The sequence below is a fragment of the Janthinobacterium sp. GW458P genome (assembly GCF_002127585.1).
Taxonomy (GTDB): domain Bacteria; phylum Pseudomonadota; class Gammaproteobacteria; order Burkholderiales; family Burkholderiaceae_D; genus Janthinobacterium.
Genome location: NZ_NEGZ01000001.1, coordinates 44,098 through 67,784 on the forward strand (window position 1 = coordinate 44,098; position 23,687 = coordinate 67,784).

Here is a 23,687-nt window from a genome sequence, read left to right on the forward strand (position 1 = left end):
CCATGCAAGACTGGGATCTGGTCATCCACAACATCCACCTGGCCACCATGGAGCACGGCTACGGCGAGCTGCTGGACGCGGCCATCGCCGTCAAGGACGGCCGCATCGCCTGGTTCGGCCCCGGCGACGAGCTGCCGGCCAGCGGCGCGGTGCTGATTGACGGCCAGGGCTGCTGGCTGACGCCGGGCCTGATCGACTGCCATACGCACATCGTCCACGCGGGCAACCGCAGCGACGAATTCGAGGCGCGCCTGAATGGCGCCAGCTATGAAGACATCAGCCGCGCCGGCGGCGGCATCATGTCCACCGTGCGCGCCACGCGCGCGGCCAGCGACGACGAACTGCTGCGGCAAAGCCTGCCCCGCGTGCTGGCGCTGCTGGCCGAGGGCGTGACCACCGTGGAGATCAAGTCCGGCTACGGCCTGGAGGCGGACAGCGAGGCGAAGATGCTGCGCGTGGCGCGCAGGATAGGGAAACAGCTTCCGGTCACTGTGCGCACCACGTTTCTCGGCGCGCATGCGCTGCCGCCCGAATACGCGGGCCAGGCCGATGCGTATATCGACCAGCTGTGCGCGCAGATGCTGCCCAAGCTGGCCGGCGATGGCCTGGTTGACGCCGTCGACGCGTTTTGCGAGCGCATCGGCTTTACGCCGGCGCAAACGCAGCGCATGTTTGACGCGGCGCAGGCGCTGGGCCTGCCCGTCAAGCTGCATGCGGAGCAGCTGTCGGACCTGCGCGGCGCGGCGCTGGTCGCCCGCTACGGCGGCCTGTCGGCCGACCACCTGGAATTTTTGTCGCAGGAGGGCGTCGCCGCCATGGCGCAGCATGGCACGGTGGCCGTGCTGCTGCCGGGCGCGTATTATTTTCTGCGCGAGACGCAGCCGCCGCCGGTCGCGGCCTTGCGCGCGGCCGGCGTGCCGATGGCCGTGTCCACCGATTGCAACCCTGGCACCTCGCCCCTGACGTCCTTGCTGCTGGCAATGAACATGGCGTGCACGCTGTGGCGCTTGACGCCGCAGGAAGCGCTGGCCGGTGTCACGTGCCACGCGGCGCGCGCGCTCGGTTTGCAGCATGTAACGGGCAGCCTGGCAGTGGGCAAGCGCGCCGATTTCGCCCTGTGGCGCATCGCGCGCCCGGCGGACCTGGCGTATGCGCTGGGCCTGAACCCGTGCGCGGGCGTGGTGCATGGCGGTGTCTGGCGCGCGCCGGTGGTAAGCTTGGCGGATTGATCATCCGTCCGGAGCGCCGCGTGCGTGCTGCTTATTTGCTGTTTTACCTGCCGTTGTTGCTGGTCTTCGCCGCCGCGCCCGCGCATGCCATGGATGGCGGCACCCTGAAGGTGGGTTCGAAGCGCTTCACGGAATCGTATATTCTCGGCGAAATCATCAAGCAGAGCGCCGCGCCGCACGCCAGGACGCAGCACCGCCAGGGCCTGGGCAACACGGCCATCGTGCTGGCCGCGCTGCAGGCGGGCAGCATTGACGTGTATGCCGAATACATGGGCACCATCGCCAGCGAAATCCTCAAGCACGACCAAGCCATCGACTTGGCGCAGATGCGGCGCGAGCTGGCGCCGCTGGGCCTGGGCGTGGGCGTGCCGCTGGGCTTTAACAATACCTATGCGCTGGCCATGCGCGGCGATGATGCTTCGGTGACGCAGCTGGGACAGCTGGCCCAGCACCCGGCCCTGACATTCGGCCTGTCGCATGAATTCATCGGCAGGCTCGATGGCTGGCCGGGCCTGGCCGCGCGCTATGGCTTGCCGCAGCGCCCGCGCGGCCTCGATCACGGCATCGCCTATGAGGCGCTGGCGCAGCGCCAGGTGGATGTGATCGACATCTATTCGACGGACGCGAAGATCGGCCGGTACGGCTTGCGCGTGCTGGCCGACACGCGGCAGTATTTCCCCCGCTACGATGCCATGCTGCTGTACCGGCTCGACGTGCCGCGGCGCTTTCCCGCCGCCTGGCAAGCCTTGCAGGCGCTGCAGGGACGCATCAGCGAGGCCGACATGATCGCCATGAATGCGGCCGTGGAAATCGATGGCAAGAGCTTTGCCGGCGTGGCGCGGCAGTGGCTGGCGTCCGGCATGCAGGCGCATAAACCGGCGCCCGCCGCCGGGCGCAGCAAGCTGCTGGCCAAACTCCTCGGCGACGACCTGTGGACCCTGACGCGCCAGCATGTGACCCTGGTGCTGCTGTCGGTGGCGCTGGCGTGCCTGATCGGCATTCCGCTGGGCGTGCTGGCGGCGTTTTCGGCGCCGCTGCGGCAAACGGTGCTGGCGCTGGTCGGCGTGCTGCAGACGGTGCCGTCGCTGGCCCTGCTGGCGATATTGATCCCCGTGCTGGGCATGATAGGCACCGTGCCGGCCCTGGCGGCCCTGTTCGTCTACGCCTTGCTGCCCATCGTGCGCAACACGTGCACGGGCATCTTGCAGGTGCCGCAAGGCTTGCGCATGGCTGCGCTGGCGCTGGGCCTGAGCCGGCGCGACCGCCTGCTGCACGTGGACTTGCCGCTGGCCTTGCCCGTCATGCTGGCGGGCGTGAAAACGGCGGCCGTGATGAGCGTGGGCACGGCCACCATCGCCGCCTTCATCGGCGCGGGCGGCTACGGCGAACGCATCACCATCGGCCTGGCCCTGAACGACAACGACATGCTGCTGGCCGGCGCCATCCCCGCAGCCGTGCTGGCCCTGCTGACGCAAGGCCTGTTCGAGCTGGTGGAGCGCTGGGCCGTGGCCGGCCAGCGCTGAACGCGTCACAGCGAGTGCAGTTTCGAGCGCACCGAGACGACGGCCTGGTGCAGGATGCGTTCGGCCTGGAAGTCGTTTTCGCGCTGTTCGGCGATGGCTTGCAAGTCGCGCGTGTAGCGTTCCAATCGGGAACGCAGGTAGGCGCGGTAGATTTTCATGACCAGCGGTTTGGCAGAGACATTCATGATGTGGCTCCCAGAGTCATAACAATTCGTTCATTTTGTGTGCGCACAATGCCGCCACTTTGCGTCGCATCAAACGCCCTCCTGCGGCCAATGTGGCGCGTTTGATCTTCCGCAAGGCCCGATGGGCTGGAGATGCCACACTGAATCTTCCCTGCAAGCATAAGTTGTCTGTTATGCGCAGACCCCCATACCGGTCCTTGCCGCAGCGGACCCCATCCAGGAGATTGTCGCATGCTCATTTCCGCCTTCCTTGCTGGCTGCATCGCTTGCTTGACAGTGTACCAAATCCATAAAAAATCGCAGGGTGGTGACGGTGTTGCGCAACAACACATAGGCCTGCATGGCACATTGATTGAACCACGGAAATAATCACTGCCTGCCATGGACCGTGGCTGGCGGATTTAAGGGAAATGTAAGGCCCGGTAAGCAAATGTAAAGGTCCGCGCGGTGACCAGTCGTAGCGTTTATATTGATAACCGTTGATTGCATTCTCCCCCTCCCACTTGACAATGGGTTCACCCCGCGGTGCCGCTAGCCCGCGGGGATTTTTTTGGGAACTTGCATTGTCAGACCTTCGCTACAATTCCAATCAGGCCGCTTTCGGCGTGCCTGCCGACAATTGCGTCAAGGCATCGCCCGCGACCCGGCAGATGCGCCAGTCCGGCATCACGTCCGCGCCCATGCCCTTGTAGAAGTTGATCGCGTTGTCATTCCAGTCCAGCACCGACCATTCGAAGCGGCCGCAATCGCGCTCGACGGCCAGTTGCGCCAGCGCCACGAGCATCTGCTTGCCATAGCCCTTGCCGCGCGCCGACTGCTTCACGTACAGGTCTTCCAGGTACAGGCCCTTGCGGCACAGGAAGGTGGAAAAGTTGTGGAAGAACAGGGCGAACGTCACCACCTCGCCGTTTTCCTCGCCCACCAGCGCTTCGCACGCGGGGTGCGGGCCGAACAGGCTGTCGTGCAGCATCGACTCTTTGGCGATCATCATGTGTTCGAGTTTTTCAAATACGGCCAGTTCATGGATCATGCCGAAGATGGCGGCCACGTCGGATGCGGCCGCGGGACGGATGGCGAGGGAGGAAGAAGTGCTCATGTTGCCTTTGTCGATGGAGTGGTGGAAAGGGAAGCAATGCTACTCGTCTTGCGCGCGCCCGACGTCAGGGCCCAGGCGACGCTGGACAGGCACAGCACCATGCCCACCCATTCGATGGGGGCGGGCCGGTAATGTTCGAACTGCATTGACAGCAGCACGGAAATGACGGGCGTGACGACGCCGATATATACGGTCTTTTGCGTGCCGATGCGGGCGATCAGCGTGAAATACGCGCTGAAGGCGATTACCGAGCCGAAGATGGCCAGGTACAGCAAGCCCATCCAGTAACTGGGGCGCGCGGGCAATTGCCAGGACTGGCCCGTGACGATGGCCCAGGCGGCCACCATGAGCGTGCCCCACAGCATGGTCCAGGCCATGGTCAGCATCACGTTGCCGGACTGCTCGCGCACCTTCATGACGAGGGCGTTGCCGCAGGTGCTGGAAATGGTGGCGACCAGGGCCAGGATAAAACCGAGCAGGAAATGGCCATTGCCGCCATTGCCGCCGCCGAAAATATCGTGCAGGGCCGCGCCGATAGACTGGTAAAACAGCAGCACGATGCCGCAGATGGCGACGAAGGCCGCGCAGCAGGTGCTCCAGGTGATGGGCGTGCCGAAAGCGATGCGGTTGAGCAAGGGCGTCCAGAACACCATCAGCGCGAACAGCACGCTGACGAGGGCCGAGACCAGGTATTGCTCGGAACTGTAGGTGCACACATAGCTGAGGGCGAACGAGGCCAGGCCTTGCAGCAGCATCCATTGTTGCGCGCGCCAGGGCAGGCGCAGGCGGTCGCCGCGCAGCGCGCACCAGGCGAACAGGGTGGCGGAAGCGAGGCCGAAGCGGTAGACGACGGAGACGGCGGGAGCGACGTCGCCCAGCTGCAAGGTGATGGCCCAGAAGGTGGAGCCCCAGATCAGGCAGGCAATGATGAACAGGAGAGGAGAGGACATCGCGCAAGTATACGGACATCGCGCGGGGATGGCGAGTCTTGGTCGAGCTTGCTCGATGCAGCGTCAGGAGACACGCCGCATTGAGCCAGCGCAGTGCTTCTGGAGAATGTTGAATTTCTGAAAATATTTATATTAATATCAAGTAAATATTTTCTGAATTGCATCTTTGAACGGAGACCGCCATGCCAGCCTCACTGCAGATCAAAATATGGAGCGTGCTTGTGTATGTCGTCGTGGCAACCTGGGTTGCCATCTGGCTGCATGACGGCATGGCACCGTCGGCCTTGCTGATGGCTGCCGGCGCCTTCGGCTGAGCGCATGCGCCGGCGATCCCGTCAGTGCGTGACGCGGGTCTTGCGGCCATCCGACAGCAGGCGCACGCGCTCGCCCGGGCGGAACAGCTCGTCCGCGTCCTGCACGATGGCGCGCATGTCGCCATTGTCCAGGCGCACGGTGATTTCCAGGCCGGGCTTGTTCGAGGCATTCGCTTCGATGCTCTTGCCGGCCATGCCGCCGGCGACCGCGCCGAGGATGCTGGCCGCGATGGCGCCCTTGCCGCCGCCGACTGCCGAGCCGGCCACGCCGCCCAGCGCCGCGCCAGCCAGCACGCCCGTGCCCGTTTCGCCCTTGTCGATGGTGACCTGGCGCACGGATTCAACCGTGCCCATGCGAACCGACTGCTCATTTTGCGCCTGGCGCGCGTTGTACACATTCGCCGAGTTCGGTTGTACGGCGCAGCCGGCCAGGGTGGCCAGCAATGCCACTGCAATAATTGGTGCTTTCATATGGAACTCCCTTGGACAAAAGTTGGTCTGCCGATTACGTCGACCGGCAAGTTGGACTTACTTATCATAAGGACACTTGCTTAAGATAACTAGTTGCGAATAGTAAAAAACTGTTACCGGTCCCGCGGGACCACCTGCCGCTCAATACGCCAGACGCAGGCGGCGGTACAGAAACGCCAGCACGAACAGCGGGCCGATCAGCAGGAAGCGCATATCGTCGAGGAAGGACGGTTTCTTGCCTTCGATCTGATGGCCGATGAACTGGCCTATCCACGCCAGCACGAACACGCCCAGCGACACGGGCAGGATGGTCAGCGCCGGCATGGCCAGCAGCAGGCCCAGCATGGCGGCCAGCATGAGCAGCATGCCCGCCGCAAACGGCCGCGACAGCTTGTAATAGTAGTATAAGGCCAGAATACTGCCGAGCAGCGCCACGCTGGCATGCACGCTCCACAGCAAGCCCAGCAGGCTGAAAACGATCAGCGGCACGCACACGATGTGCACCCGCTCATTGACGTGGTTGCGGTGGCTTTCGCCATACCGGGCCAGCAGGGTGTCGATGGTGCGCATGGGCGTCTCCCGCGTGTTGTTCTTGTTGGAAATTTTACACCGGAACACCCGTTGCCCCACGCGGCATGTCGTGGCGAGTTGTCGAAATGGTATTTTTGCGCTATTATTTCCTGTTGGAAATATTTCCGTGCATTGCAAAGGCATCCGTGACATCGCCAGACCGCCATCCAGATTACCAGCGCTATTCCATGGCGTCCCTGCAGCAAGCCCTGTCCGGCGCCGACGGAGCCGATGCGGCGCGGCGCCAGCGCATCGAAGCGGAAATTGCCCAGCGCCAGCAGGATGACCTGGAAGCACAGCAGCGCCAGTGGGCGGCGCGGCCGCAGGACCAGCCGCTCGATCCCGCCGCCGCCGCACTCCAGGATGCGGCCAAGCCCCACTTGCGGTCCGCGGGCTATGCGCTGCTGTTCACATGGGTCGTGTTGAGAGTGAGTGCCTGGTTTGACATCGTGCTGGCCGATAGCTGGAATTATTTCGTTGGCGGTATCGAATTATTGATTTTTGGCATATTCTTGTTGCGCGGCAACCTGCGCGCGGCGAGATGGCTGCGCTGGCTGGCGGTTTTCTCGGTGGTGCCCACCGTGCTGGTGCTCGATTCCCTGTTCATGCAGCCGCTGTCCCTGACCTTGACGCAGTTCAAGCTGGCGCCCGTGCGTCATGGCTGGCTGGTGCTGGAAACCGTGCTCTTGCTGTGGCTCATACACTACGTCTGCCGGCAGTTGGGCATGCCTGCCGTCATGGCCGCCTGCGATGCCAGGGGATACCGGCGGCCCGATCTGCGCATACCCGCCATTGCCGGGCTGATCCTTGGTGCCTGCGGCGTCGTCGTCGGGCTGGCGGCCTTGCAGGGCGAGACGGCCCGGCAGGCGCGCGCGATAGTGGCGCAGCGCTATGGTGCGGGCTACCAATACCATGTCAATGGCGTCGGCGAGTCCGTCGTGCCGGAAGGCCGGTTTTATACGGCGCAGGTGCTGGTGTGGGATGACAAGGGCATCCTGTCCGTGCCCGTGCGGTGGCCCCAGTAAAATAGACGCTGGCCCCACTCCCGCAGGATGCTCTTTTGCCCCGCTTATTGTCTGCTGAACCGGCCATGCCGGACACCCGCAAGCGCTGTTTCGACCCCGTCGTCGACGCCGGCACGCGCTTGTTGATATTGGGCAGCTTGCCCGGTGAAAAATCGCTGGCGCACAGCCAGTACTATGCCCATCCGCAAAACAAGTTCTGGACGCTGCTGGGCGAGGTGCTGGGCGTGGATTTGAAGAGCCTGCCCTATGAAGAGCGTCTGGCCAGCTTGCTGGCGCATGGCGTGGGCCTGTGGGACGTGGTGGCGCAGGCACAGCGCACGGGCAGCCTCGACAGCAATATCCGCTTCCGAGACGACAACGACCTGGTGGCCCTGGCCGCCAGCCTGCCGCGGCTGCAGACGATCGCCTTCAATGGCGGCACGGCGGCGAAGCTGGGCGTCAAGGTGCTGGGCGACCATGCGCAGCGCTACCGCATCGTCAGCTTGCCTTCGAGCAGCCCGGCCTACACCCTGGCGTATGCGCAGAAATTGCAGGCGTGGCTGTCGCTGCGCGGCCTAGCGGAGCCGGCCGCGCGCTGATCGTGTTGCCGGTCCTTACGCCGGCGCGTAGGCCTGCACTTCCAGCGGTTGCCCCTTGGCATCGAATTTCAGGGCCACGGACAGTTGCGTCACGCCGATGGTGGCCAGCGCGTCGCAGATATCGTCGACTTCTTCCTGCAGGTCGGCGGCCAGGTCCAGCGGCTTGTCGGCGCTGTGCAGCAGTGCGCCGCCCGCCGTGCTGACATTGACGCGCAACAACATTTCACCGTGCTCGTCGGCCGGGCCGACGACGACGGAAACGTCGCCCGCATCGACCTTGTTTTCCGCCAGCGCATGGTTGATGCCGGACATCATTTGCAGCATCGCATACTCGCTCATGCCCTGTTCCTTGCCGCCATGGAACAGATCCTGGTAAAGGAAGCTCACTTCCAGGGCGCTGCCGGCCGGCGCCAGGCAGCGTTTCACCAGGTCGCCCACTTCCGTCGTCCACTGCTGGTAGCGCGCCATGCGGGCGTCGAACCAGGCGTCGAGCGCCGCTTCATCCTGCGGTTCCAGATAGAACGGGTCGTCCACGCGCTTCAGCGCAAAGCCCAGCAGGAAGCGCAGTTCGACGGCCGTGTCCTGCGGGCCGAAGGCCGTCTCGCTCCAGCCGACGATGCTGCGTTCCAGGCCCGGCGTGGCGGCGATCTTCTTGTCCGTCATCGAGGCATAGGCGTCGCGCACCATGTCGTGCAGGTGGCTGTAGGTGATGCGGTCGATTTCATCGAGGTCGTAGGCATGGTTCATCAGGACCACCTTGGCCTTGGCGCTTTCCAATTGTGCCTGTTGGAAACTTTTTACCAGCGCTTCGAACGCGTCCTGGTCCTGGAAACTGTCCGTTTCCCGCAGGCCGCCCGTGCTTTGCACCAGCAGGGGCACGACGAAGGCGTTGATTTCCATGGCCGGGGCATTTTCGCGGCGGATCACGGAAATGGACGCCGCTTCCTCGATATGGCTGCGCAGGTACTGGTAGGCGCCCACATCCTCGTACTTGGAACGCTCGATGGCGTCGTACAGCACTTCATCCTTCTTTTGATTCAAGGCCTTGCGGATGATGCGGCCGAACTCGACGGCCTGCTCGGCCAGTACCGTGCCCTGCGATTCGCTGTCTTCCTGTTCCGCCAGGTTCAGGGCCATCGTGCACAGCATGCGCGTGACGGCTTCATCCTTGTCTTCAGGGGTGTTGGCGGATTTGCGGGGGACAGGGCGCTTATTTTTGGGCATGGCGGTCAATTAGTTATCAGGGTAAAAGTCAGGCGAACGGGCGGCGAGGCGGCTTGCCTCGCGCCGGGGGAATGATACAGGGGGCCTGGCCCCGCACATCAATGGTCGGTATCGAACATCTCGTGCAATTCGTCGAGCAGGTCGGCCGCTTCTTCCTGCGACAGGCCAAGATGCTGGCAGGCAAGTTCGCCGCCCTTGTCCCATTCCAGCGAAGTACTGTTGCCATGGTAGCGCTGAATGCCCTTTTCGGCCAGCAGCGACAGGGCGACGAGCGAGCGGATGGCGTCGTCCGTGGACGGGTCGGCCAGCACCGTGTAGTCGTGGTGATGCAAGATCGCCCACGAGACATCGGAGGACAGGCCCCAGTTGCGTGCCAGCAAGCAGCCGATGGCCGCGTGGTTGGTCTGGTGGCGCGCGTCTTCCAGGCGGGTAAAACAGTTGTGCGCATCGTTGGCCGCCGCCGCGTACGTGTTGACGTAGTCGGGGAAGCGGTTCATCAAGAGGGGCACGCCGATATCGCAGAACAGGCCGAAGGTATGGGCGATGTCGGGCGGGGCGATGCGCAGCTTGCGCGAGGTAAATACCAGGGCGCGCGCGCGCTTGGCCGACACATCCCAGAAATTGGTCAGTTCCACGCCTTCCGCTTCCAGCGCCTGGCGCGCCAGCAAGCCTGTCATCATGGCGCTGCACTGGTTGATGCCGAGGAAGTTGATGCCTTGCTCAACCGACTTGGCCTTGCGCGCGGCGCCATAGAACGGCGAATTCGCCAGTTTCAGCAGGGCGCCCGACATGCCCACATCGTCGGCGATAATGCGCGCAATCCGCCGCGGAGAAGGGTCTTCCTCGGCCAATTCGCGCTGCAAGTCGACCAGCAGGCTGGGACGCGGCGGAATACGGATGGAACGCATCAGGGCGTCAACCGGATCTTCCTGCACTACCTGCTTTTGCGCTGCCGCTCTCATCATCATTGCCCTACATGGTGGTTATTCTGTCGCGCTGCCGCTGCCGGCCTCGTGGGCGTTCGGCGCAGTGCCCGACGATTATCGCTGTTTATGCACAGCAATAGTTCGTCTCTGCAAACTATTCTGGAAAAAATCCCCGTTTTAACCTGCTTCAACCGCGATTTTCATCATTTTACGACGATGCTTATTTGGGAAGTGATGATCAAAATATTAAGTTGTATTTGTTTTCAAGGCAGGCAAGGCGTGCGGCGGGAGGTGCGGCGGTACAATTGCCGGATGAAAAAAATCCTGGCCGGTATCGATTTTATCGACGATTCCTGCAGCGTGGCGCGCCAGCTGATCGGCGTGACCGTGCTGGTCGACGGCGTGGGCGGGCGCATCGTGGAAACGGAAGCGTATGACCGGCTGGACCCCGCTTCGCATACATATGGCGGCTTGACGCCGCGCAATGCGGCCATGTTCGGTCCGCCCGCGCACGCCTATGTCTACCGTTCGTACGGCATCCACTGGTGCCTGAATTTTGTCTGCCGCGAAGCGGGCCATGGCGCGGGCGTGCTGATCCGCGCCATCGAGCCGCTGGCGGGCCTCGACACCATGCGCGAACGGCGCGGCGTGGAGCCGGCGCGGCAGCTGTGTTCAGGGCCGGGCAAGGTGTGCCAGGCGCTCGGTGTGAGCCATTTGCAGAACCGCCTGGCGCTCGATGCGCCGCCCTTCATGCTGCTGGCCCGCGAGGAAGATGTTACGGTACAGGCGGGCCCGCGCATCGGCATTTCCAGGGCGATGGACACGCCGTGGCGCTTCGCGCTGGCCGGCTCGCCCTATCTGAGCAAGCCGATCTAGAAACACCTAAGCAAACCTGCTGCGCGTCGCGCTTTGCGGCCTGTGATGCTCGCTGCCTCGGCGGCCCCGTGCTTCAGCACAGCTGCGCTTCTCCGCCACAAATCACTGCCGCTCGCTACGGTTTTGTTAGGCGTTCTTGAGTGTGCCGGTACGTGCCTGCGGCTGGATGCTGGCATTAAACACCGCGTTGGCGGCGGGAGGCGTTACCTGGCGCATTGTTGTGTGGCCTGCCGCGTAGCGGGCTGTGCAGCGCGCGCCGTTCCTGGACGGGCGTCCTGGCGGGGTCTTGAAAGGCGTCCTCGTCCGCGCCGGCGCGCGCCGCCGGCGTGGCTGAATCCAGGGTAAAGACGCTGACTGCCGCCGACAATTTGACGGCCTGGTCCTGCAAACTGGCGGCGGCTGCCGCCGCCTGCTCCACCAGGGCCGCGTTTTGCTGGGTGACGTCATCCATCTGCGTGACGGCCTGGTTCACTTCCGTGATGCCGGACGCCTGCTCGGCGCTGGCCTGTTTGACGCTCTGGATGATGTCGTTGACTTGCTGTACCGAGGCCACGATGGCGCCCATGCGCTCGCCTGCCTGCTGCACGGCCACGCTGCCGCCGTCGATGGTGCTGACGGACGTGGCGATCAGGGTCTTGATTTCCCTGGCGGCTTGCGCCGAGCGCTGCGCCAGCGTGCGTACTTCGGACGCCACCACGGCAAAGCCGCGGCCCTGCTCGCCCGCGCGCGCCGCTTCCACCGCGGCGTTCAGCGCGAGGATATTGGTCTGAAAGGAAATGCCGTCGATCACGCCGATAATATCCACGATCTGGCGCGAATTGGCCCGTATCGTCGCCATCGTCGCCACTGCCTGCTGCATCGCCGTGCCCCCTTGCACGGCCAGGCTCGATGCCTGTGCCGCCAGGTCGCAGGCCAGCTGGGCATTGCCGGCATTGTCGTTGACGGCTATGGTCAAGGTTTCCATGGCGCTCGACGTTTCTTCCAGCGAGCTCGCCTGCATTTCCGTGCGTGCCGACAAATCGAGGTTACCCGTGGCAATTTCGCGCGATGCCGTGTCGATCGATTGCACGGCGTCCATGATGGTGCGCAAGGTCTGGTTCAACTGCGCGATGGCCTGGTCCAGCACGCGCGACGTGTCGGCGATTTCATCGTTGCCCTGCCGGGGCGCGCCGGCGGTCAGCTTGCCGGCGGCCAGGTCTTGCACGGCGTCGGCGATGCCGCGGATTTCCGCCAGCATGGCGCGGCGCACCAGCATGGTCACCACGATGGAGACGAGAATCGACAGCAGCACCGTCAGCAGCAGGCTCCAGCCCAGGCTGCGGAACTCCGCGCTGGCCGTCGCATGGGCCTGGCTGCTGAGCGTCGTTTCCAGGGCGGACAGTTGCGCCAGCTGCGCATTGAACTGGATGAACTGGGTTTCCGCCTTGAGCATGGAGTTGGTGGCGATCGACTGGTCCATCTGCGCCATTTCCATGGTTTCCAGCACCGCCTTGCGGTACCCGGCCAGGGCCTTGATGGCCGTGTCGAGCAAGCTGCGCTCGGCGCCCGTGGCCGTGCCCCGCAGCGCGGCCAGCTGGGTGCCGATGGCGGTGTGGCGCGCCTTGATCTGTTGTTCCAACGCATCGATGCGGGCTTTCGCAAAGCTGCCATTGGTCCACGACAGCAACTGGTACATATTGCCGTGCACATGCCTGGCCTCGCCAAGTACGTCGGCGGCGGCCTTCAGATGGGCGATGCGCACCCGCACCATGTTTTCCAGCGAGGCATTTTGCCGCACCATGCCATACCAGGCGCCGCTTGAACTGAGTATCAGCAGCAGCAAGACCAGCGCGGGCGCCAGCAGTAATTTTGGACCGAGGCGTAGTTGATTGAGCATGCTTGACTCCTGGCTATGGCTGAGCAAACGGCGCCCAGCGGCAGGCCGGCTCGCGCCGCCCGCCGCGCCTGCGCCGGGACAGCCTTATTTCTTGTAGATGCCCGCTTCCAGCACCACATCGTTGACGCGCAAGATATACGTGGTCTTCGGCTCGATCTTGCCGCTGGTGGGATTCTTGTACTGGTAGTCGACCCAGCCCTTGCCTTGCTTTTGCGCCAGCTCAATGATTTCCCGGCGATATTTCTTGCCATTCGCGTCAGGCACGTCCGTCAAATCCTTGCCCACGATGGAAGGGTTGATGGGGTGGGCCAGCACGATGCCTGTCTTGATGTCGCGCATGTCCACGTACAGCGAACCCTGCACGAAGTCCGGGTCTTTCGCCGTGATTTTCTTCATCATTTCTTCCTTGCCATGCGCCTTCATGAAGGCGGCGCCCCGTTCCGCCATGGCGATGGCGTCTTTCTCCGTCGGTTCGACCGCGGCACTGACGCTGCCGCCGGCAAATGCCAGGCACAGCAGGCTACCCGTGAATAAGCGTTTCATGACAGCTCCTTGTGAAATCGAGGGAAGTGTTGCCAAGTCGTAATTTACGTCGGCGCCGCTTCCATCAAATTGCGATGGAACAAACTAAGGTCTTGCCGAATTGCATCTCTCTGCCTATCGGCAAGCTTGTTGATATGTGGCAATTTGGTTCCTTCTGGCAAGAATTATGATGACTTTCACAGCATGCCAGGGTCTGACTGCATGGCAAGAAACAGGGTGGAATTGGCCGGTTTTTGGCTGATTTCATGGACGTTATCGCTATTTACTGGCAAGGAGCCGACCGTGTCCGCATTGATCACCGAACCGTCTTCACCCAAGTTCAAGCCGTACACCCGGCAAACCATACAACAGGCGCGGCAGTGGGAATGGCTGCCGCAAGAGCTGCGCGAAGCCGTGCAAGTGGTCTCGCACGTGTTGCCATTTCGCACCAATGAATATGTGCTCGATCAATTGATCGACTGGAACAATATTCCTGACGATCCCATCTACCGCCTCGTCTTTCCCCACCGCGACATGCTGCCGCCCGAGCAGTACGCGCATTTGCGCGACCTGGTACTGCGCAAACAGGACAAGGCCGCCATCGACGCCTATGTGCATGGCTTGCGCCTGGGCATGAATCCCCATCCGGCCGGGCAGATGACGCATAACGTGCCCCGGGTCAACGACGCGCCCGTGCGCGGCCTGCAGCACAAATATGCGCAAACGGTGCTGTTTTTTCCCAGCGCCGGCCAGACCTGCCACGCGTACTGCACCTTCTGCTTCCGCTGGCCCCAGTTCGTCGGCATGGACGACATGAAGTTCGATGCGCGCGAATCGCACGAGCTGGCCGCTTACCTGAGACTGCATCCGGAGGTGACGGACGTGCTGATCACGGGCGGCGACCCGATGATCATGAATACGCGGCAACTGGCCGCCTACCTGGAACCGCTGCTGGCGCCGGGCCTCGAGCACATCCAGAACATTCGCATCGGCACCAAGGCGGTGGCGTATTGGCCGCAGCGTTTCGTCTCCGACCGCGATGCGGACGACTTGATGCGGCTGTTCGAGCGCATCGTCAAGGCGGGCAAGAACCTGGCCGTGATGGGCCATTACAGCCATGCCGTCGAGTTGCGCCAGGACATCGCGCAGCAAGCCGTCAAGCGCATCGTGTCCACGGGCGCCACCCTGCGCATGCAGGGGCCGCTGATCCGTCACATCAATGAAGACCCGAACAGCTGGGCCGAGCTGTGGCAGACGGGCACGCGCCTGGGGGCGATTCCTTACTATATGTTTGTCGAACGGGACACGGGCCCGCGCGGCTATTTCGAGTTGCCGCTGGCCCGCGCGCATGAAATTTTCCAGGCCGCCTACCAGAAGGTGTCGGGCCTGTCGCGCACGGTGCGGGGACCATCGATGAGCGCGTTTCCCGGCAAGGTCGTCATCGATGGCGTCGTCACCATCCATGGCGAAAAGCTGTTCGCCCTGCAGTTCTTGCAGGCGCGCAACCCGGACTGGGTGCGCCGGCCGTTTTATGCACAGTTCGATGCGGAAGCGACGTGGATGGATCATCTGAAACCCGCGTTCGGCCAGGAAAAATTCTTCTTCGAAACGGATGAGCCCGTGCCGCAACTGCCGCATAAAGTCATCCGCCTGGCGCAGGCTGCCTGAACATGCGTGGCGCCGGCGCACCAGCCCGCTCCGGCGTGGCCGTGTTCTGCCTGGTCTTCCTGCCGTTTGCGCTCGGGCATTACCTGTCGTGTTTGTTGCGTGGCGTCAATGCCGTGCTGACGGCGGAATTGCTGGCCTCCATCGCCCTGACGCCAGCGCAGCTGGGCTTGCTGACCAGCGCCTTCTTCCTCGCTTTTGCGTGCGTGCAATTGCCAGTCGGCATGGCGCTCGACCGTTACGGTCCCCGCGCCGTGCAAGTGTGGCTGATGGCGCTGGCGGCGCTGGGCGTGTGGCTGTTCAGCCGGGGCCACAGTTTTGCCGAGCTGATGTGGGCGCGCGCCGTGATGGGCGCCGGGCTCGGCGGCTGTTTCATGGCCGCCGTGAAGGCGGTCTCGTGCGCCGTCGCGCCGTCGCGCCTGCCTTCCGTGCACGGCTACCTGATCGCCGTCGGCGGCCTGGGCGCGGCCACCGCCACCATGCCCGTCAGGCTGGCCCTGCACTACACGGACTGGCGCGGGGTGTTCCTGGGCCTGGCGCTGGCCGCGCTGGCCATCGGCGTGCTGATCCGCCTGCTGTCGCCGGCCATGCCAGTGCCGGCCGCTGCCGTGAACAAGGCCAGCGTATGGGGTGTCTATCGCGACGCGGCCTTTCGCCGCACCATCGCGCTGATCCTGCTGCCGCATACGGTGTTTTTTGGCGTGCAGGGCTTGTGGATAGGGCGCTGGCTGGCCGACGTGGACGGCCTGTCCGAGCATAACGTGGCGTTTCTGCTGTACCTGGGGATGGCGGCCGTCATTTTTGGCGCCATCGGCATGGGCATGCTGACAGAATGGGCGGGCCGGCGCGGCATGGCCCCCATGCAACTGGCGGCCGTGGGCATCGCCCTGTTTATTGCCGTGCAAGTGGCGATGGCGTGCAACGTCGTGCCCGGCCTGCCCATGCTGTCCGTGCTGTTTACCCTGCTGGGTACGGTGACGGGCCTCGAGTATGCGATCGTCGCGCAAAGCATGCCGGCCAGCCTGACGGGCAGGGCGGCCACCTGCCTGAACTTGCTCATTTTTACGGGCGCCTTCCTGGTGCAGGCGGGCTTTGGCCTGATCCTCGGCTGCTGGCCCCTGAACAGCTCGCAGCAGTATCCGCCGCAGGCCTACCAGGCGGCGTTTGGCGTGCTCGTGGCGCTGCAACTGCCGGGTCTGGCGATGTATTTCATGCGCCAGCGCAAGCGTGCCGGGGCTACCTGCAAGATCGGGGCCGGCACGGCGGCAATGATCAACGCCAAGGATGATTAGTCGGGCTCGATCGTGTCCGTCAACCGGCAAGGCAAGGCCTGTGCTGGCAATAAGAATGCGCCATGCGCGAGGTGCGATGCCGCTGGCTGCCGGTCAGCTAGCTGATTTTGTATTTTTATGACAATTAAATATTATACAATTCCAGTCATCAGCCATTTCCGTAGGGAAATTAAAGACATGAAGGCACTTTATTACCTCGCGCTCGTTTTGCTGGCGCTGCAGCCGCCTGCCCAGGCCAACCCTGTGGCGCCTTCGGCTGCGCAGGATGCCGCCCGGGGACAGCTGGTGGACGCCCTGTTTGCAGCATGGAACCGGCCCGATTCCCCGGGCGCGGCGGTGCTAGTCGTGCAGGATGGCCAGATTAGCTACCGGGGCAATTTCGGCATGGCCGACATCGAGCAGGGCCGCGCGATCACCTCGTTTACGCCCATCCACGTCGCTTCGCTGTCGAAGCAGTTCACCGCGTTCGCCATCCTGCTGCTGGCGCAGGAGGGCAAGCTGTCGCTGGACGACGACGTGCGCAAGTACGTGCCTGAGCTGCCGGAATTCGGCCAGACGATACGCATCCGTCACCTGCTGAGTCACACGAGCGGCCTGCGCGACCAGTGGAATCTGCTGGCGATGGCTGGATGGCGCATGGACGATGTCATCACGGACGAGGACGTGATGCGCCTGGTGCGCCGCCAGCGCGCCCTCAATTTTGCGCCCGGCAGCGATTTCGCCTACAACAACACCGGCTACACGCTGCTGGCGGCCATCGTCAGGAACGTGGCGGGCAAGCCGCTGGCCGCGTTTGCGCGGGAACGCATCTTCGAGCCGCTCGGCATGCGGCATACCGTTTTCCATGAGCAATATGGGACCCTGGTCGCGCGCCGCGCGCGGTCCTACCAGCCGGCACCGGCGGGCGGCTACGCCAGCGTCGCCCTGTCGTACTCCACGGTCGGTCCCAGCAACCTGTTGACGACTGCGGAGGACCTGCTACTGTGGGCAAACAATTTCGACGATGCCCGCGTCGGCGGCCCTGCCTTGCTTGCTCAGATGCAAACATCGGCCACCTTTAACGATGGCACGCCCACCGCCTATGGCGGCGGTGTCGAGGTCGGCACTTACCGCGGCCTGAAAAGCATCGATCACAGCGGCGCGGATGCCGGCTTCCGCAGCTATCTGGCCTACTTTCCCCAGCAGCGGCTGACGATCATCGTCGCCGCCAACGGCGCCGACGTGCAGGCTGGCCGGCTCGGCCAGCGCATAGCCGACATTTATCTCGCTGGCCAGCTCGAACCCCTGCCGAAACCTGTTCCCGACTATTCGGACGGCGTGCAGGTGTCGCTTGCTCCCGCCCGCCTGGACGCCTTGCTCGGCACCTATGCGCTGGAAAACGGTTCGGCGATCACATTTGCCAGGGAACAAGGCCAGTTGTTCGGCTGGACGGCAGGCGACGAGAAGATGCAGTTCTACCCGGCGAGCGAGCGCGAGTTCTTCGTCAAGCTGAGCAACGCCAGCTTCCGTTTCGATGCGCCCGATGAGGCTGGCGTCATCGGCAGCGGCACCTGGCTGCGTAATGCGCGCGCCGTGCGCGCCAGGCGCCTTGCGCCCGCGCGGCTGTCCGGCCAGGAACTGCAGCCTTTGCTGGGCGAATACTACAGCGATGAACTGCATGCGCTCTACACTGTCACGGCGAAGGAGGGCAGCGTGGTGCTGGGCTATGCGCGTGGCGACGTCGCGCTGGCGCCGTTCGGCAAGCAGCGTTTCGTTGGCCCCTGGCCATTTGGCCTGGTGACGTTCCAGTGCATGGCATCGAAGCCCTGCGCAGGATTCACGGTCACGGAAAGCCGCGCGAACGAGGTAGCCTTTACGCGAGTGGCCCTCACCGGCGCGGCCGGCAACACCGCCGTGCCCTGATTGCTCCTGCGCATGCATGGCCCGATTCCCGTGTTTTTCATGGACCGCTACAGGCGCGCCGGGCCATCCGGTAAAATGGCAGCCTGCACAGCGGCAATGATCAACTCCAAGGAAGACTATGAAACTCGTTCGTTATGGACGTCCAGGCAAGGAAAAACCGGGCCTGATCGATGAAGAAGGCAAACTGCGCGACCTGTCCGGCGTGATTGCCGATATTGACGGCGCGCAACTGTCCGACAAGGCCCTGCGCAAGCTGGCCAGGATTGATGAGCAGACCCTGCCCCTGGTGCGCGGCAATCCGCGCTTCGGCGTGCCGCTGGCCAAGGTCGGCAAATTCATCGGCATCGGCCTCAATTATGCGGATCACGCCGCCGAGGCAGGCATGCCGGTTCCGGCCGAACCCATCGTTTTCATGAAGGCAATCAGCTGCCTGAATGGCCCGGACGACAATGTCGTGCTGCCGAAAGGCTCGAAAAAGACGGACTGGGAAGTGGAGCTGGGCGTGGTCATCGGCACGCGCGCGCAATACGTGAGCGAAGACGATGCGCTGAAATACGTGGCAGGCTACTGCGTCGTCAACGATATTTCCGAGCGCTCGTTCCAGCTGGAGCGGGGCGGCCAGTGGGACAAGGGCAAGGGCTGCGACACTTTCGGACCCGTCGGCCCGTGGCTGGTGACGCGCGATGAAGTCATCGACGAGCAGGACCTGGACCTGTACCTGGAAGTCAACGGCAAGCGCATGCAGACAGGCAATACGCAAACCATGATTTTCACCGTGGCGCAGATCGTCAGCTATCTGTCGCAATTCATGACCCTGGAACCGGGCGACATCATCGCCACTGGCACGCCGCCGGGCGTGGGCCAGGGCCGCAAGCCGCAGCGCTTCCTGAAGAAAGGCGACAGCCTGCGCCTGGGCATCGCCGGCCTGGGCGAGCAGCAGCAGGACGTCGTCGCCTGGACCGCCTGATGGCCGGTTTTGCTATCGACCGGCTGCCGCCGCTGCCTTTGGCGCAGCTCGATGCGCAGCAGCGCGCGGCCGCGCAAGCCATCATCGACGGCCCGCGCGGGGCCTTGTACGGCCCTTTCGTGCCGCTGATCCGCAGTCCCGAGCTGATGGAAGCGGCGCAGCGCATGGGCGAGTATTTGCGTTACCGCAGCGCCATCGGCACGCGGCTGTCGGAGCTGGCCATCCTGGTGACGGCGCGCCAGTGGGACCAGCAGGTCGAGTGGGCCATCCACGCGCCGCTGGCCGTGCAGAACGGCATCGCGCAGGCGGCCGTGGACGCCATCGCGCAGCGGCGCCCGCCCGCGGCCCTGCAAGACGACGAGCGAGCCGTGCATGACTTCTGTATCGAGTTGCAGCAGAACAAGCGGGTCAGCGACGCCACGTACGCGCGCGCGCTGGCGCTGTTCGGCGAGCAGGGCGTGGTCGACTTGATGGGTATCAATGGCTATTACACATTTTTAGCCATGGTAATGAATGGCGCGCAGACGGCCGTGCCGGCCTTGGGCGTGCCGCCACTGCCGGCCTGATGCAGTAACCCCCAATAAATTATTGTGATTTCTGACTTCCATAACCGGCGCTCTGCAAGGTGGCCGACGAGGCTTGCCCGCTGCTAGCAGCGGGCGCCTTGCATAGCATCCGGTTCTGTTCTTCATAAATTCACAATAATTTCCTGAGGATTACTTAGAGGCGTTCTTCGGGTAAAGATGGACAAAGTGTAATGAAGTTGCAATTATTCAATATATAATTTTGCTTCCCTTCCATTGCTAAATTGCTCAATGAAAACTCGTCCGTGCTTCACCCTGATGGGCCGCGCCTTGCTGGCGCTGGCCCTTTCTTTTTCCCCCTTGACGACGCTGCGGGCGCTGGCCGCCGAGACGACCGCCAGCGCTTCCGCGCTGGAAAATTCCGTCGTCAAAGTGTTTTCCACCCTGCGCGGGCCGGACCCCTATAAACCCTGGAGCAAGGCCCAGCCGCAGGAGGTGACGGGCTCCGGCGTCGTCATCGAGGGCCGGCGCATCCTTACCAACGCGCATGTGGTCGGCTATGCGAGCCAGGTGCAGATCCAGGCGAATGGTGCGGGCGACAAGATACCGGCCACGGTGCTGGCCATTTCGCGGGGCATGGACCTGGCCTTGCTGAAGATCGACGATGACGGCTTTTTCGCCAGCCACAAGCCGGTGCCGCGCGCCAATGTCTTGCCGGACGTGCGCGATGCCGTGCTGGCCTATGGCTATCCGACGGGCGGCACCTCGCTGTCGATCACCAAGGGCATCGTATCGCGCATCGAATTCGTGCGCTACAACTTCCCCGTCTCCGGCCTGCGCATCCAGATCGACGCGGCCATCAACCCGGGCAACAGCGGCGGTCCCGTGATCGCCGGCGACAAGATGATCGGCCTGGCCTTTGCCGGCATGCTCAATGCGCAAAACATCGGCTACATCATTCCCAACGAGGAAATCGAGCTGTTCCTGCGCGACCAGGAAAGCGGCGTGCCCAAGGGCAAGCCGGCCTTGCTTGATGTAACGCAAACGCTGGAAAATCCGGCGCTGCGCAGCTACCTGAAGCTGGCCAAGGGCGTCGAGGGCGCCGTCGTGATGACGCCTGCCAGCAAGGACGCCGCCTATCCGCTCAAGGAGTGGGATGTCATCACGCAGATCGGTGAATTTCCTATCGATAACCAGGGCATGGTCAAGCTGAATGCCAACAGCCGCGTGCGCTTCCAGTACCGCGTGCAGCAGCTGGCGAAAGACGGCCAGTTGCCTTTGAGCGTGGTGCGCCAGGGCGCGCCCCTGAAAATCAAGGTGCCCGTCTCGGCGGCGCACCCGATGCTCATTCCTAGCCTGCAGGGCAACTATCCTTCGTATTTCATCTTCGGCCCCATGGTGTTTTCGCGCGCCACCACGGAATTCATGGCCGGTCCGAATGGCAATGCGGGCGTGTTGACGGGCATGAGTTTTGCAGGCAATCCGCTGATGACGCGCCGCGGCGACGCGCCCGATGCCGAGCGCGAGGAACTGGTGGTGATCGCCGCGCCGTTCTTCCCGCACAAGCTGATGAATGGCTACAGCACCCGTTTCTTCTCGGTCGTCGATTCCGTCAATGGCGTGCGCGTGCGCAGCCTGGCGCACCTGGTGGCCCTGCTGCGTGACCAGACGGATGAGTTGCTGACCTTCCGCTTCCAGCAGCGCGACGCCGAAATGGTCGTCGTGCCCCGCAAGGACATGCTGGCGGCCACGGAATCGGTGCTGACGGACAACGGTATCCGCTCGGAAGCGTCGGCCGACATGCTGAAAATCTGGAACGAAAAAACGCCGGCGAACTGATCGTTCCCGGCGTTTCGTAGGAGGACAGGCGTGGCGCAAGCCGCGCCTGTTTTATGTTAGGCCAGTACTTTTTTTAGCCACGCGCCGATGGCGTCGATCTCTTCCTGGCACAGCGAGTGCTGCATCATGTATTCGTGCCATTCCACCTTGTAGCCCATGCCGGTGAGCAAGTCGCGCGACTGCTGCGCGCGGGCGATGTGCACCACGGGGTCGGCCGTGCCGTGCGCCATGAAGATCGGCGTCTGCAGGCTCGCCGGCGTGCGTTCAAGCGCCGTCTTGTCGGCCAGCGGCAGGTAGCCGGACAGGCACATCAGGCCGGCCAGCGGTTCCGCGTGGCGCAAGCCCGTCTGCAGGGTCATGGCGCAGCCTTGCGAAAAGCCGGCCAGGATGATGCGGCTGGCGGGAATGCCGCGCGCCTTTTCGCGCGCGATCAGCGCCTCGATCTGTACTTGCGAGGCGCGCAGGCCGCTCTCGTCTTCGCGGCGCACGAGGTCGCTCACGAGGATGTCGTACCAGGCACGCATCACATAGCCGTTGTTGATGGTGACGGGCATGGTGCCGGCGCTGGGGAAAATGAAGCGGATGGCGGGACAGCCGCGCAAATCGAGCTCTTTGACCAAGGGCACGAAGTCGTTGCCGTCGGCGCCCAGGCCGTGCATCCAGATGATGGAGACGGCGGGATTCGGTGCGCTGTCGAGTTCTATGGTTTCCAGCAAGGTGCTCATGTATTTTCCTCTGGTAGTGGTTGCGCCGGACGCAGCGCCGATTTGGGACGGAAGGCCTTGCAGATGGCCGGGTCGGTTTCCATGTAGGGACCACCGATGAGGTCGATACAATAGGGAACGGCGGCAAAGATGCCGTTTACCAATTGATTCCCATCAACATCCTTCAAGCCTTCCAGGGTTTCCTTGATGGCTTTGGGCTGGCCCGGCAGGTTCATGATCAGGCAAGCGCGCTCGGGCGTTTCGCGGATCACGGCCACCTGGCGCGACAGGATCGCCGTCGGCACGAATTGCAGGCTGATCTGGCGCATCTGTTCGCCGAAACCGGGCATTTCCTTGGTCCCTACGCTGAGCGTGGCGTCCGGCGTCACGTCGCGCCGCGCCGGGCCCGTGCCGCCCGTCGTCAGGATCAGATGGCAGTGGTTCAGGTCGACCATGTCGATCAGGGTGTGTTCAATTTGCGAGCGCTCGTCGGGGATCAAACGTTTTTCCAGGCGGAACGGCGTGCGGATGGCGGCGGACAGCCAGCTCTCCAGGGCCGGGACGCCCAGGTCTTCATACACGCCGCCGCTGGCGCGGTCGGAGATCGACACGAGGCCGATAATCAATTCGTCTTCGAGAGTGGTGGACATCGGTCGCCTATAAAAGTCTGGAGTGTCGTAAAAACAATAAAACCGGGATTATCCCGGTTTTTAGCTCATTTCGGGGTCAGACCCGCCGGGTCTGCCCCCCAGTTGCTTATTCGTCTGCTTCTGGCTCGACGCCATCTTCATCCGCATCATCCTTGCCGCCGTTTTGCTTCTTGGCGATCTGTTTCAGGATCTGGAAAATTTCGCGGTAGGCTTTTGGCGGCTTGTTCTCGGCTTGTTCCTTGCGGGCATTGCGGATCAGGGTGCGCAGGTGCTGCACGTCCAGTTCCGGGTTTTCCGACAGCAAGACGGTCAGGGCTTTGTCATCCGTCAACAGTTTGTCGCGGCGGCGTTCCATCGCGTGCATGGCGGCCGTGTCGGCTTTCGACAAGCCTTTCCAGCTATCGATGGTGCGTTGAATGGCGGCCACTTCTTCCTCGTCCAGGGTGCGCATTTTCTTGCCCACGTATTGCAGCTGGCGGCGGCGGCCTTCGTGATCCTTGATCAGCTGGCATTCGAGGATGGCGTCGCGCACGTCTTCCGGCATCGGGACGCGCTTGACGCGGTCGCGTGCTTCATTGACGAGTTCTTCGCCCAGCTTTTGCAGGACGGTCATCTGGCGCTTGAGTTCCGATTTCGACGGACGTTCATATTCCTGTTCGAATTCGGAGGATTGGAAGCCGCAAGCTCCCCGGTTTGGATTTGGCATGATATATAAGGCGGGAGAGGACTTGTGGACCGCTCCTGTAAACTGTAAACGACTGCTATGATAACCTTTTTAG

24 protein-coding genes are annotated in these 23,687 nt (G+C 63.2%); 12 read left to right on the forward strand and 12 right to left on the reverse strand.

Features of this window, described 5'->3' with window-relative positions; genetic code table 11:
* Positions 1–2 precede the first annotated feature (2 nt).
* Entirely contained in the window at positions 3–1,229 is a 1,227-nt protein-coding gene (gene hutI, locus CBW50_RS00200) for an imidazolonepropionase (protein WP_086143639.1), read from the forward strand.
* Between the two features lie 89 nt (positions 1,230–1,318).
* Positions 1,319–2,752, forward strand: coding sequence for a glycine betaine ABC transporter substrate-binding protein (locus CBW50_RS00205; protein ID WP_086143967.1), 1,434 nt, complete (start codon positions 1,319–1,321; stop codon positions 2,750–2,752).
* Between the two features lie 5 nt (positions 2,753–2,757).
* On the opposite strand, the gene CBW50_RS00210 is transcribed toward CBW50_RS00205, so the two are convergent.
* The 3 genes from CBW50_RS00210 to CBW50_RS00220 all read right to left on the reverse strand — a co-directional run bounded on the left by CBW50_RS00210 (position 2,758) and on the right by CBW50_RS00220 (position 4,983).
* Positions 2,758–2,937, reverse strand: coding sequence for a hypothetical protein (locus CBW50_RS00210; protein ID WP_034746290.1), 180 nt, complete (start codon positions 2,935–2,937; stop codon positions 2,758–2,760).
* 589 nt (positions 2,938–3,526) lie between these two features.
* Positions 3,527–4,033: a GNAT family N-acetyltransferase gene (locus CBW50_RS00215; RefSeq protein WP_086143640.1), complete on the reverse strand. Its 507-nt coding sequence runs from the start codon at positions 4,031–4,033 to the stop codon at positions 3,527–3,529.
* Entirely contained in the window at positions 4,030–4,983 is a 954-nt protein-coding gene (locus CBW50_RS00220; RefSeq protein ID WP_086143641.1) for an EamA family transporter, read from the reverse strand. Before CBW50_RS00220 ends, CBW50_RS00215 begins: the two co-directional genes overlap by 4 nt.
* 182 nt (positions 4,984–5,165) lie before the next feature.
* Between CBW50_RS00220 and CBW50_RS30145 the strand changes: the two genes are divergently transcribed.
* Entirely contained in the window at positions 5,166–5,297 is a 132-nt protein-coding gene (locus tag CBW50_RS30145; protein WP_264296469.1) for a hypothetical protein, read from the forward strand.
* A 21-nt stretch (positions 5,298–5,318) separates the two neighbouring features.
* Here CBW50_RS30145 and CBW50_RS00225 read toward each other — a convergent pair whose 3' ends face one another.
* Positions 5,319–5,768: a glycine zipper 2TM domain-containing protein gene (locus CBW50_RS00225; protein WP_046684332.1), complete on the reverse strand. Its 450-nt coding sequence runs from the start codon at positions 5,766–5,768 to the stop codon at positions 5,319–5,321.
* A gap of 141 nt (positions 5,769–5,909) precedes the next feature.
* Positions 5,910–6,338, reverse strand: coding sequence for a DUF962 domain-containing protein (locus CBW50_RS00230; RefSeq protein ID WP_086143642.1), 429 nt, complete (start codon positions 6,336–6,338; stop codon positions 5,910–5,912).
* A gap of 146 nt (positions 6,339–6,484) precedes the next feature.
* Between CBW50_RS00230 and CBW50_RS00235 the strand changes: the two genes are divergently transcribed.
* Together CBW50_RS00235 and CBW50_RS00240 are read left to right on the forward strand one after the other, a co-directional pair.
* Positions 6,485–7,363, forward strand: coding sequence for a hypothetical protein (locus tag CBW50_RS00235; protein WP_139842362.1), 879 nt, complete (start codon positions 6,485–6,487; stop codon positions 7,361–7,363).
* 65 nt (positions 7,364–7,428) lie between these two features.
* Positions 7,429–7,941 (forward strand): DNA-deoxyinosine glycosylase, encoded by a 513-nt coding sequence (locus tag CBW50_RS00240; RefSeq protein ID WP_086143644.1) that lies wholly within the window; start codon positions 7,429–7,431, stop codon positions 7,939–7,941.
* Positions 7,942–7,956: 15 nt separating this feature from the next.
* Here CBW50_RS00240 and CBW50_RS00245 read toward each other — a convergent pair whose 3' ends face one another.
* Complete coding sequence (locus CBW50_RS00245) at positions 7,957–9,165, reverse strand: hypothetical protein (protein ID WP_086143645.1); 1,209 nt, start codon at positions 9,163–9,165, stop codon at positions 7,957–7,959.
* A 98-nt stretch (positions 9,166–9,263) separates the two neighbouring features.
* Positions 9,264–10,130 (reverse strand): HDOD domain-containing protein, encoded by an 867-nt coding sequence (locus CBW50_RS00250; RefSeq protein ID WP_086143968.1) that lies wholly within the window; start codon positions 10,128–10,130, stop codon positions 9,264–9,266.
* A gap of 273 nt (positions 10,131–10,403) precedes the next feature.
* On the opposite strand from CBW50_RS00250, the gene CBW50_RS00255 reads away from it, so the two are divergent.
* Positions 10,404–10,967, forward strand: a complete 564-nt coding sequence (locus CBW50_RS00255) for a DNA-3-methyladenine glycosylase (protein WP_086143646.1) — start codon at positions 10,404–10,406, stop codon at positions 10,965–10,967.
* A 175-nt stretch (positions 10,968–11,142) separates the two neighbouring features.
* Here the strand turns inward: CBW50_RS00255 and CBW50_RS00260 are convergent, their stop codons facing one another.
* Positions 11,143–12,843: a methyl-accepting chemotaxis protein gene (locus CBW50_RS00260; RefSeq protein WP_086143647.1), complete on the reverse strand. Its 1,701-nt coding sequence runs from the start codon at positions 12,841–12,843 to the stop codon at positions 11,143–11,145.
* Positions 12,844–12,927: 84 nt separating this feature from the next.
* Positions 12,928–13,386, reverse strand: a complete 459-nt coding sequence (locus tag CBW50_RS00265) for a cache domain-containing protein (protein WP_034780434.1) — start codon at positions 13,384–13,386, stop codon at positions 12,928–12,930.
* Positions 13,387–13,677: 291 nt separating this feature from the next.
* Here CBW50_RS00265 and CBW50_RS00270 point away from each other — a divergent pair, with 291 nt between their 5' ends.
* The 6 genes from CBW50_RS00270 to CBW50_RS00295 all read left to right on the forward strand — a co-directional run bounded on the left by CBW50_RS00270 (position 13,678) and on the right by CBW50_RS00295 (position 21,554).
* Positions 13,678–15,033, forward strand: coding sequence for a KamA family radical SAM protein (locus tag CBW50_RS00270; RefSeq protein WP_086143648.1), 1,356 nt, complete (start codon positions 13,678–13,680; stop codon positions 15,031–15,033).
* A 2-nt stretch (positions 15,034–15,035) separates the two neighbouring features.
* Complete coding sequence (locus tag CBW50_RS00275; protein WP_172404637.1) at positions 15,036–16,322, forward strand: nitrate/nitrite transporter; 1,287 nt, start codon at positions 15,036–15,038, stop codon at positions 16,320–16,322.
* Positions 16,323–16,499: 177 nt separating this feature from the next.
* Positions 16,500–18,224: a serine hydrolase gene (locus CBW50_RS00280; protein ID WP_172404638.1), complete on the forward strand. Its 1,725-nt coding sequence runs from the start codon at positions 16,500–16,502 to the stop codon at positions 18,222–18,224.
* Between the two features lie 118 nt (positions 18,225–18,342).
* On the forward strand, positions 18,343–19,191 hold the full coding sequence (locus CBW50_RS00285) for a fumarylacetoacetate hydrolase family protein (protein ID WP_086143651.1): 849 nt from the start codon (positions 18,343–18,345) through the stop codon (positions 19,189–19,191).
* A complete protein-coding gene (locus tag CBW50_RS00290; protein ID WP_086143652.1) occupies positions 19,191–19,757 on the forward strand; it encodes a carboxymuconolactone decarboxylase family protein in 567 nt (188 codons plus the stop codon). Before CBW50_RS00285 ends, CBW50_RS00290 begins: the two co-directional genes overlap by 1 nt.
* Before the next feature lie 249 nt (positions 19,758–20,006).
* Positions 20,007–21,554, forward strand: a complete 1,548-nt coding sequence (locus CBW50_RS00295) for a S1C family serine protease (RefSeq protein WP_226935440.1) — start codon at positions 20,007–20,009, stop codon at positions 21,552–21,554.
* Between the two features lie 56 nt (positions 21,555–21,610).
* Here CBW50_RS00295 and CBW50_RS00300 read toward each other — a convergent pair whose 3' ends face one another.
* The 3 genes from CBW50_RS00300 to yjgA all read right to left on the reverse strand — a co-directional run bounded on the left by CBW50_RS00300 (position 21,611) and on the right by yjgA (position 23,614).
* Positions 21,611–22,279, reverse strand: a complete 669-nt coding sequence (locus CBW50_RS00300) for an alpha/beta hydrolase (protein WP_086143654.1) — start codon at positions 22,277–22,279, stop codon at positions 21,611–21,613.
* Entirely contained in the window at positions 22,276–22,908 is a 633-nt protein-coding gene (gene mog, locus CBW50_RS00305; RefSeq protein ID WP_086143655.1) for a molybdopterin adenylyltransferase, read from the reverse strand. The genes CBW50_RS00300 and mog overlap by 4 nt, the downstream gene beginning before the upstream one ends.
* A 106-nt stretch (positions 22,909–23,014) precedes the next feature.
* Positions 23,015–23,614 (reverse strand): ribosome biogenesis factor YjgA, encoded by a 600-nt coding sequence (yjgA, locus tag CBW50_RS00310; RefSeq protein WP_086143656.1) that lies wholly within the window; start codon positions 23,612–23,614, stop codon positions 23,015–23,017.
* Positions 23,615–23,687 lie beyond the last annotated feature (73 nt).

Coding starts and splice junctions, on each gene's coding strand:
- CBW50_RS00285 (WP_086143651.1), top strand. CDS start 18,343: ATGAAACTCGTTCGTTATGGACGTCCAGGCAAGGAAAAACCGGGCCTG.
- CBW50_RS00265 (WP_034780434.1), bottom strand. CDS start 13,386: ATGAAACGCTTATTCACGGGTAGCCTGCTGTGCCTGGCATTTGCCGGC.
- CBW50_RS00255 (WP_086143646.1), top strand. CDS start 10,404: ATGAAAAAAATCCTGGCCGGTATCGATTTTATCGACGATTCCTGCAGC.
- CBW50_RS00210 (WP_034746290.1), bottom strand. CDS start 2,937: ATGAATGTCTCTGCCAAACCGCTGGTCATGAAAATCTACCGCGCCTAC.
- CBW50_RS00245 (WP_086143645.1), bottom strand. CDS start 9,165: ATGCCCAAAAATAAGCGCCCTGTCCCCCGCAAATCCGCCAACACCCCT.
- CBW50_RS00290 (WP_086143652.1), top strand. CDS start 19,191: ATGGCCGGTTTTGCTATCGACCGGCTGCCGCCGCTGCCTTTGGCGCAG.
- CBW50_RS00300 (WP_086143654.1), bottom strand. CDS start 22,279: ATGAGCACCTTGCTGGAAACCATAGAACTCGACAGCGCACCGAATCCC.
- CBW50_RS00275 (WP_172404637.1), top strand. CDS start 15,036: ATGCGTGGCGCCGGCGCACCAGCCCGCTCCGGCGTGGCCGTGTTCTGC.
- yjgA (WP_086143656.1), bottom strand. CDS start 23,614: ATGCCAAATCCAAACCGGGGAGCTTGCGGCTTCCAATCCTCCGAATTC.
- mog (WP_086143655.1), bottom strand. CDS start 22,908: ATGTCCACCACTCTCGAAGACGAATTGATTATCGGCCTCGTGTCGATC.
- CBW50_RS00250 (WP_086143968.1), bottom strand. CDS start 10,130: ATGATGAGAGCGGCAGCGCAAAAGCAGGTAGTGCAGGAAGATCCGGTT.
- CBW50_RS00220 (WP_086143641.1), bottom strand. CDS start 4,983: ATGTCCTCTCCTCTCCTGTTCATCATTGCCTGCCTGATCTGGGGCTCC.
- CBW50_RS00240 (WP_086143644.1), top strand. CDS start 7,429: ATGCCGGACACCCGCAAGCGCTGTTTCGACCCCGTCGTCGACGCCGGC.
- CBW50_RS00205 (WP_086143967.1), top strand. CDS start 1,319: ATGGATGGCGGCACCCTGAAGGTGGGTTCGAAGCGCTTCACGGAATCG.
- CBW50_RS00295 (WP_226935440.1), top strand. CDS start 20,007: ATGAAAACTCGTCCGTGCTTCACCCTGATGGGCCGCGCCTTGCTGGCG.
- CBW50_RS00260 (WP_086143647.1), bottom strand. CDS start 12,843: ATGCTCAATCAACTACGCCTCGGTCCAAAATTACTGCTGGCGCCCGCG.
- CBW50_RS00280 (WP_172404638.1), top strand. CDS start 16,500: ATGAAGGCACTTTATTACCTCGCGCTCGTTTTGCTGGCGCTGCAGCCG.
- hutI (WP_086143639.1), top strand. CDS start 3: ATGCAAGACTGGGATCTGGTCATCCACAACATCCACCTGGCCACCATG.
- CBW50_RS00230 (WP_086143642.1), bottom strand. CDS start 6,338: ATGCGCACCATCGACACCCTGCTGGCCCGGTATGGCGAAAGCCACCGC.
- CBW50_RS00225 (WP_046684332.1), bottom strand. CDS start 5,768: ATGAAAGCACCAATTATTGCAGTGGCATTGCTGGCCACCCTGGCCGGC.
- CBW50_RS30145 (WP_264296469.1), top strand. CDS start 5,166: ATGCCAGCCTCACTGCAGATCAAAATATGGAGCGTGCTTGTGTATGTC.
- CBW50_RS00215 (WP_086143640.1), bottom strand. CDS start 4,033: ATGAGCACTTCTTCCTCCCTCGCCATCCGTCCCGCGGCCGCATCCGAC.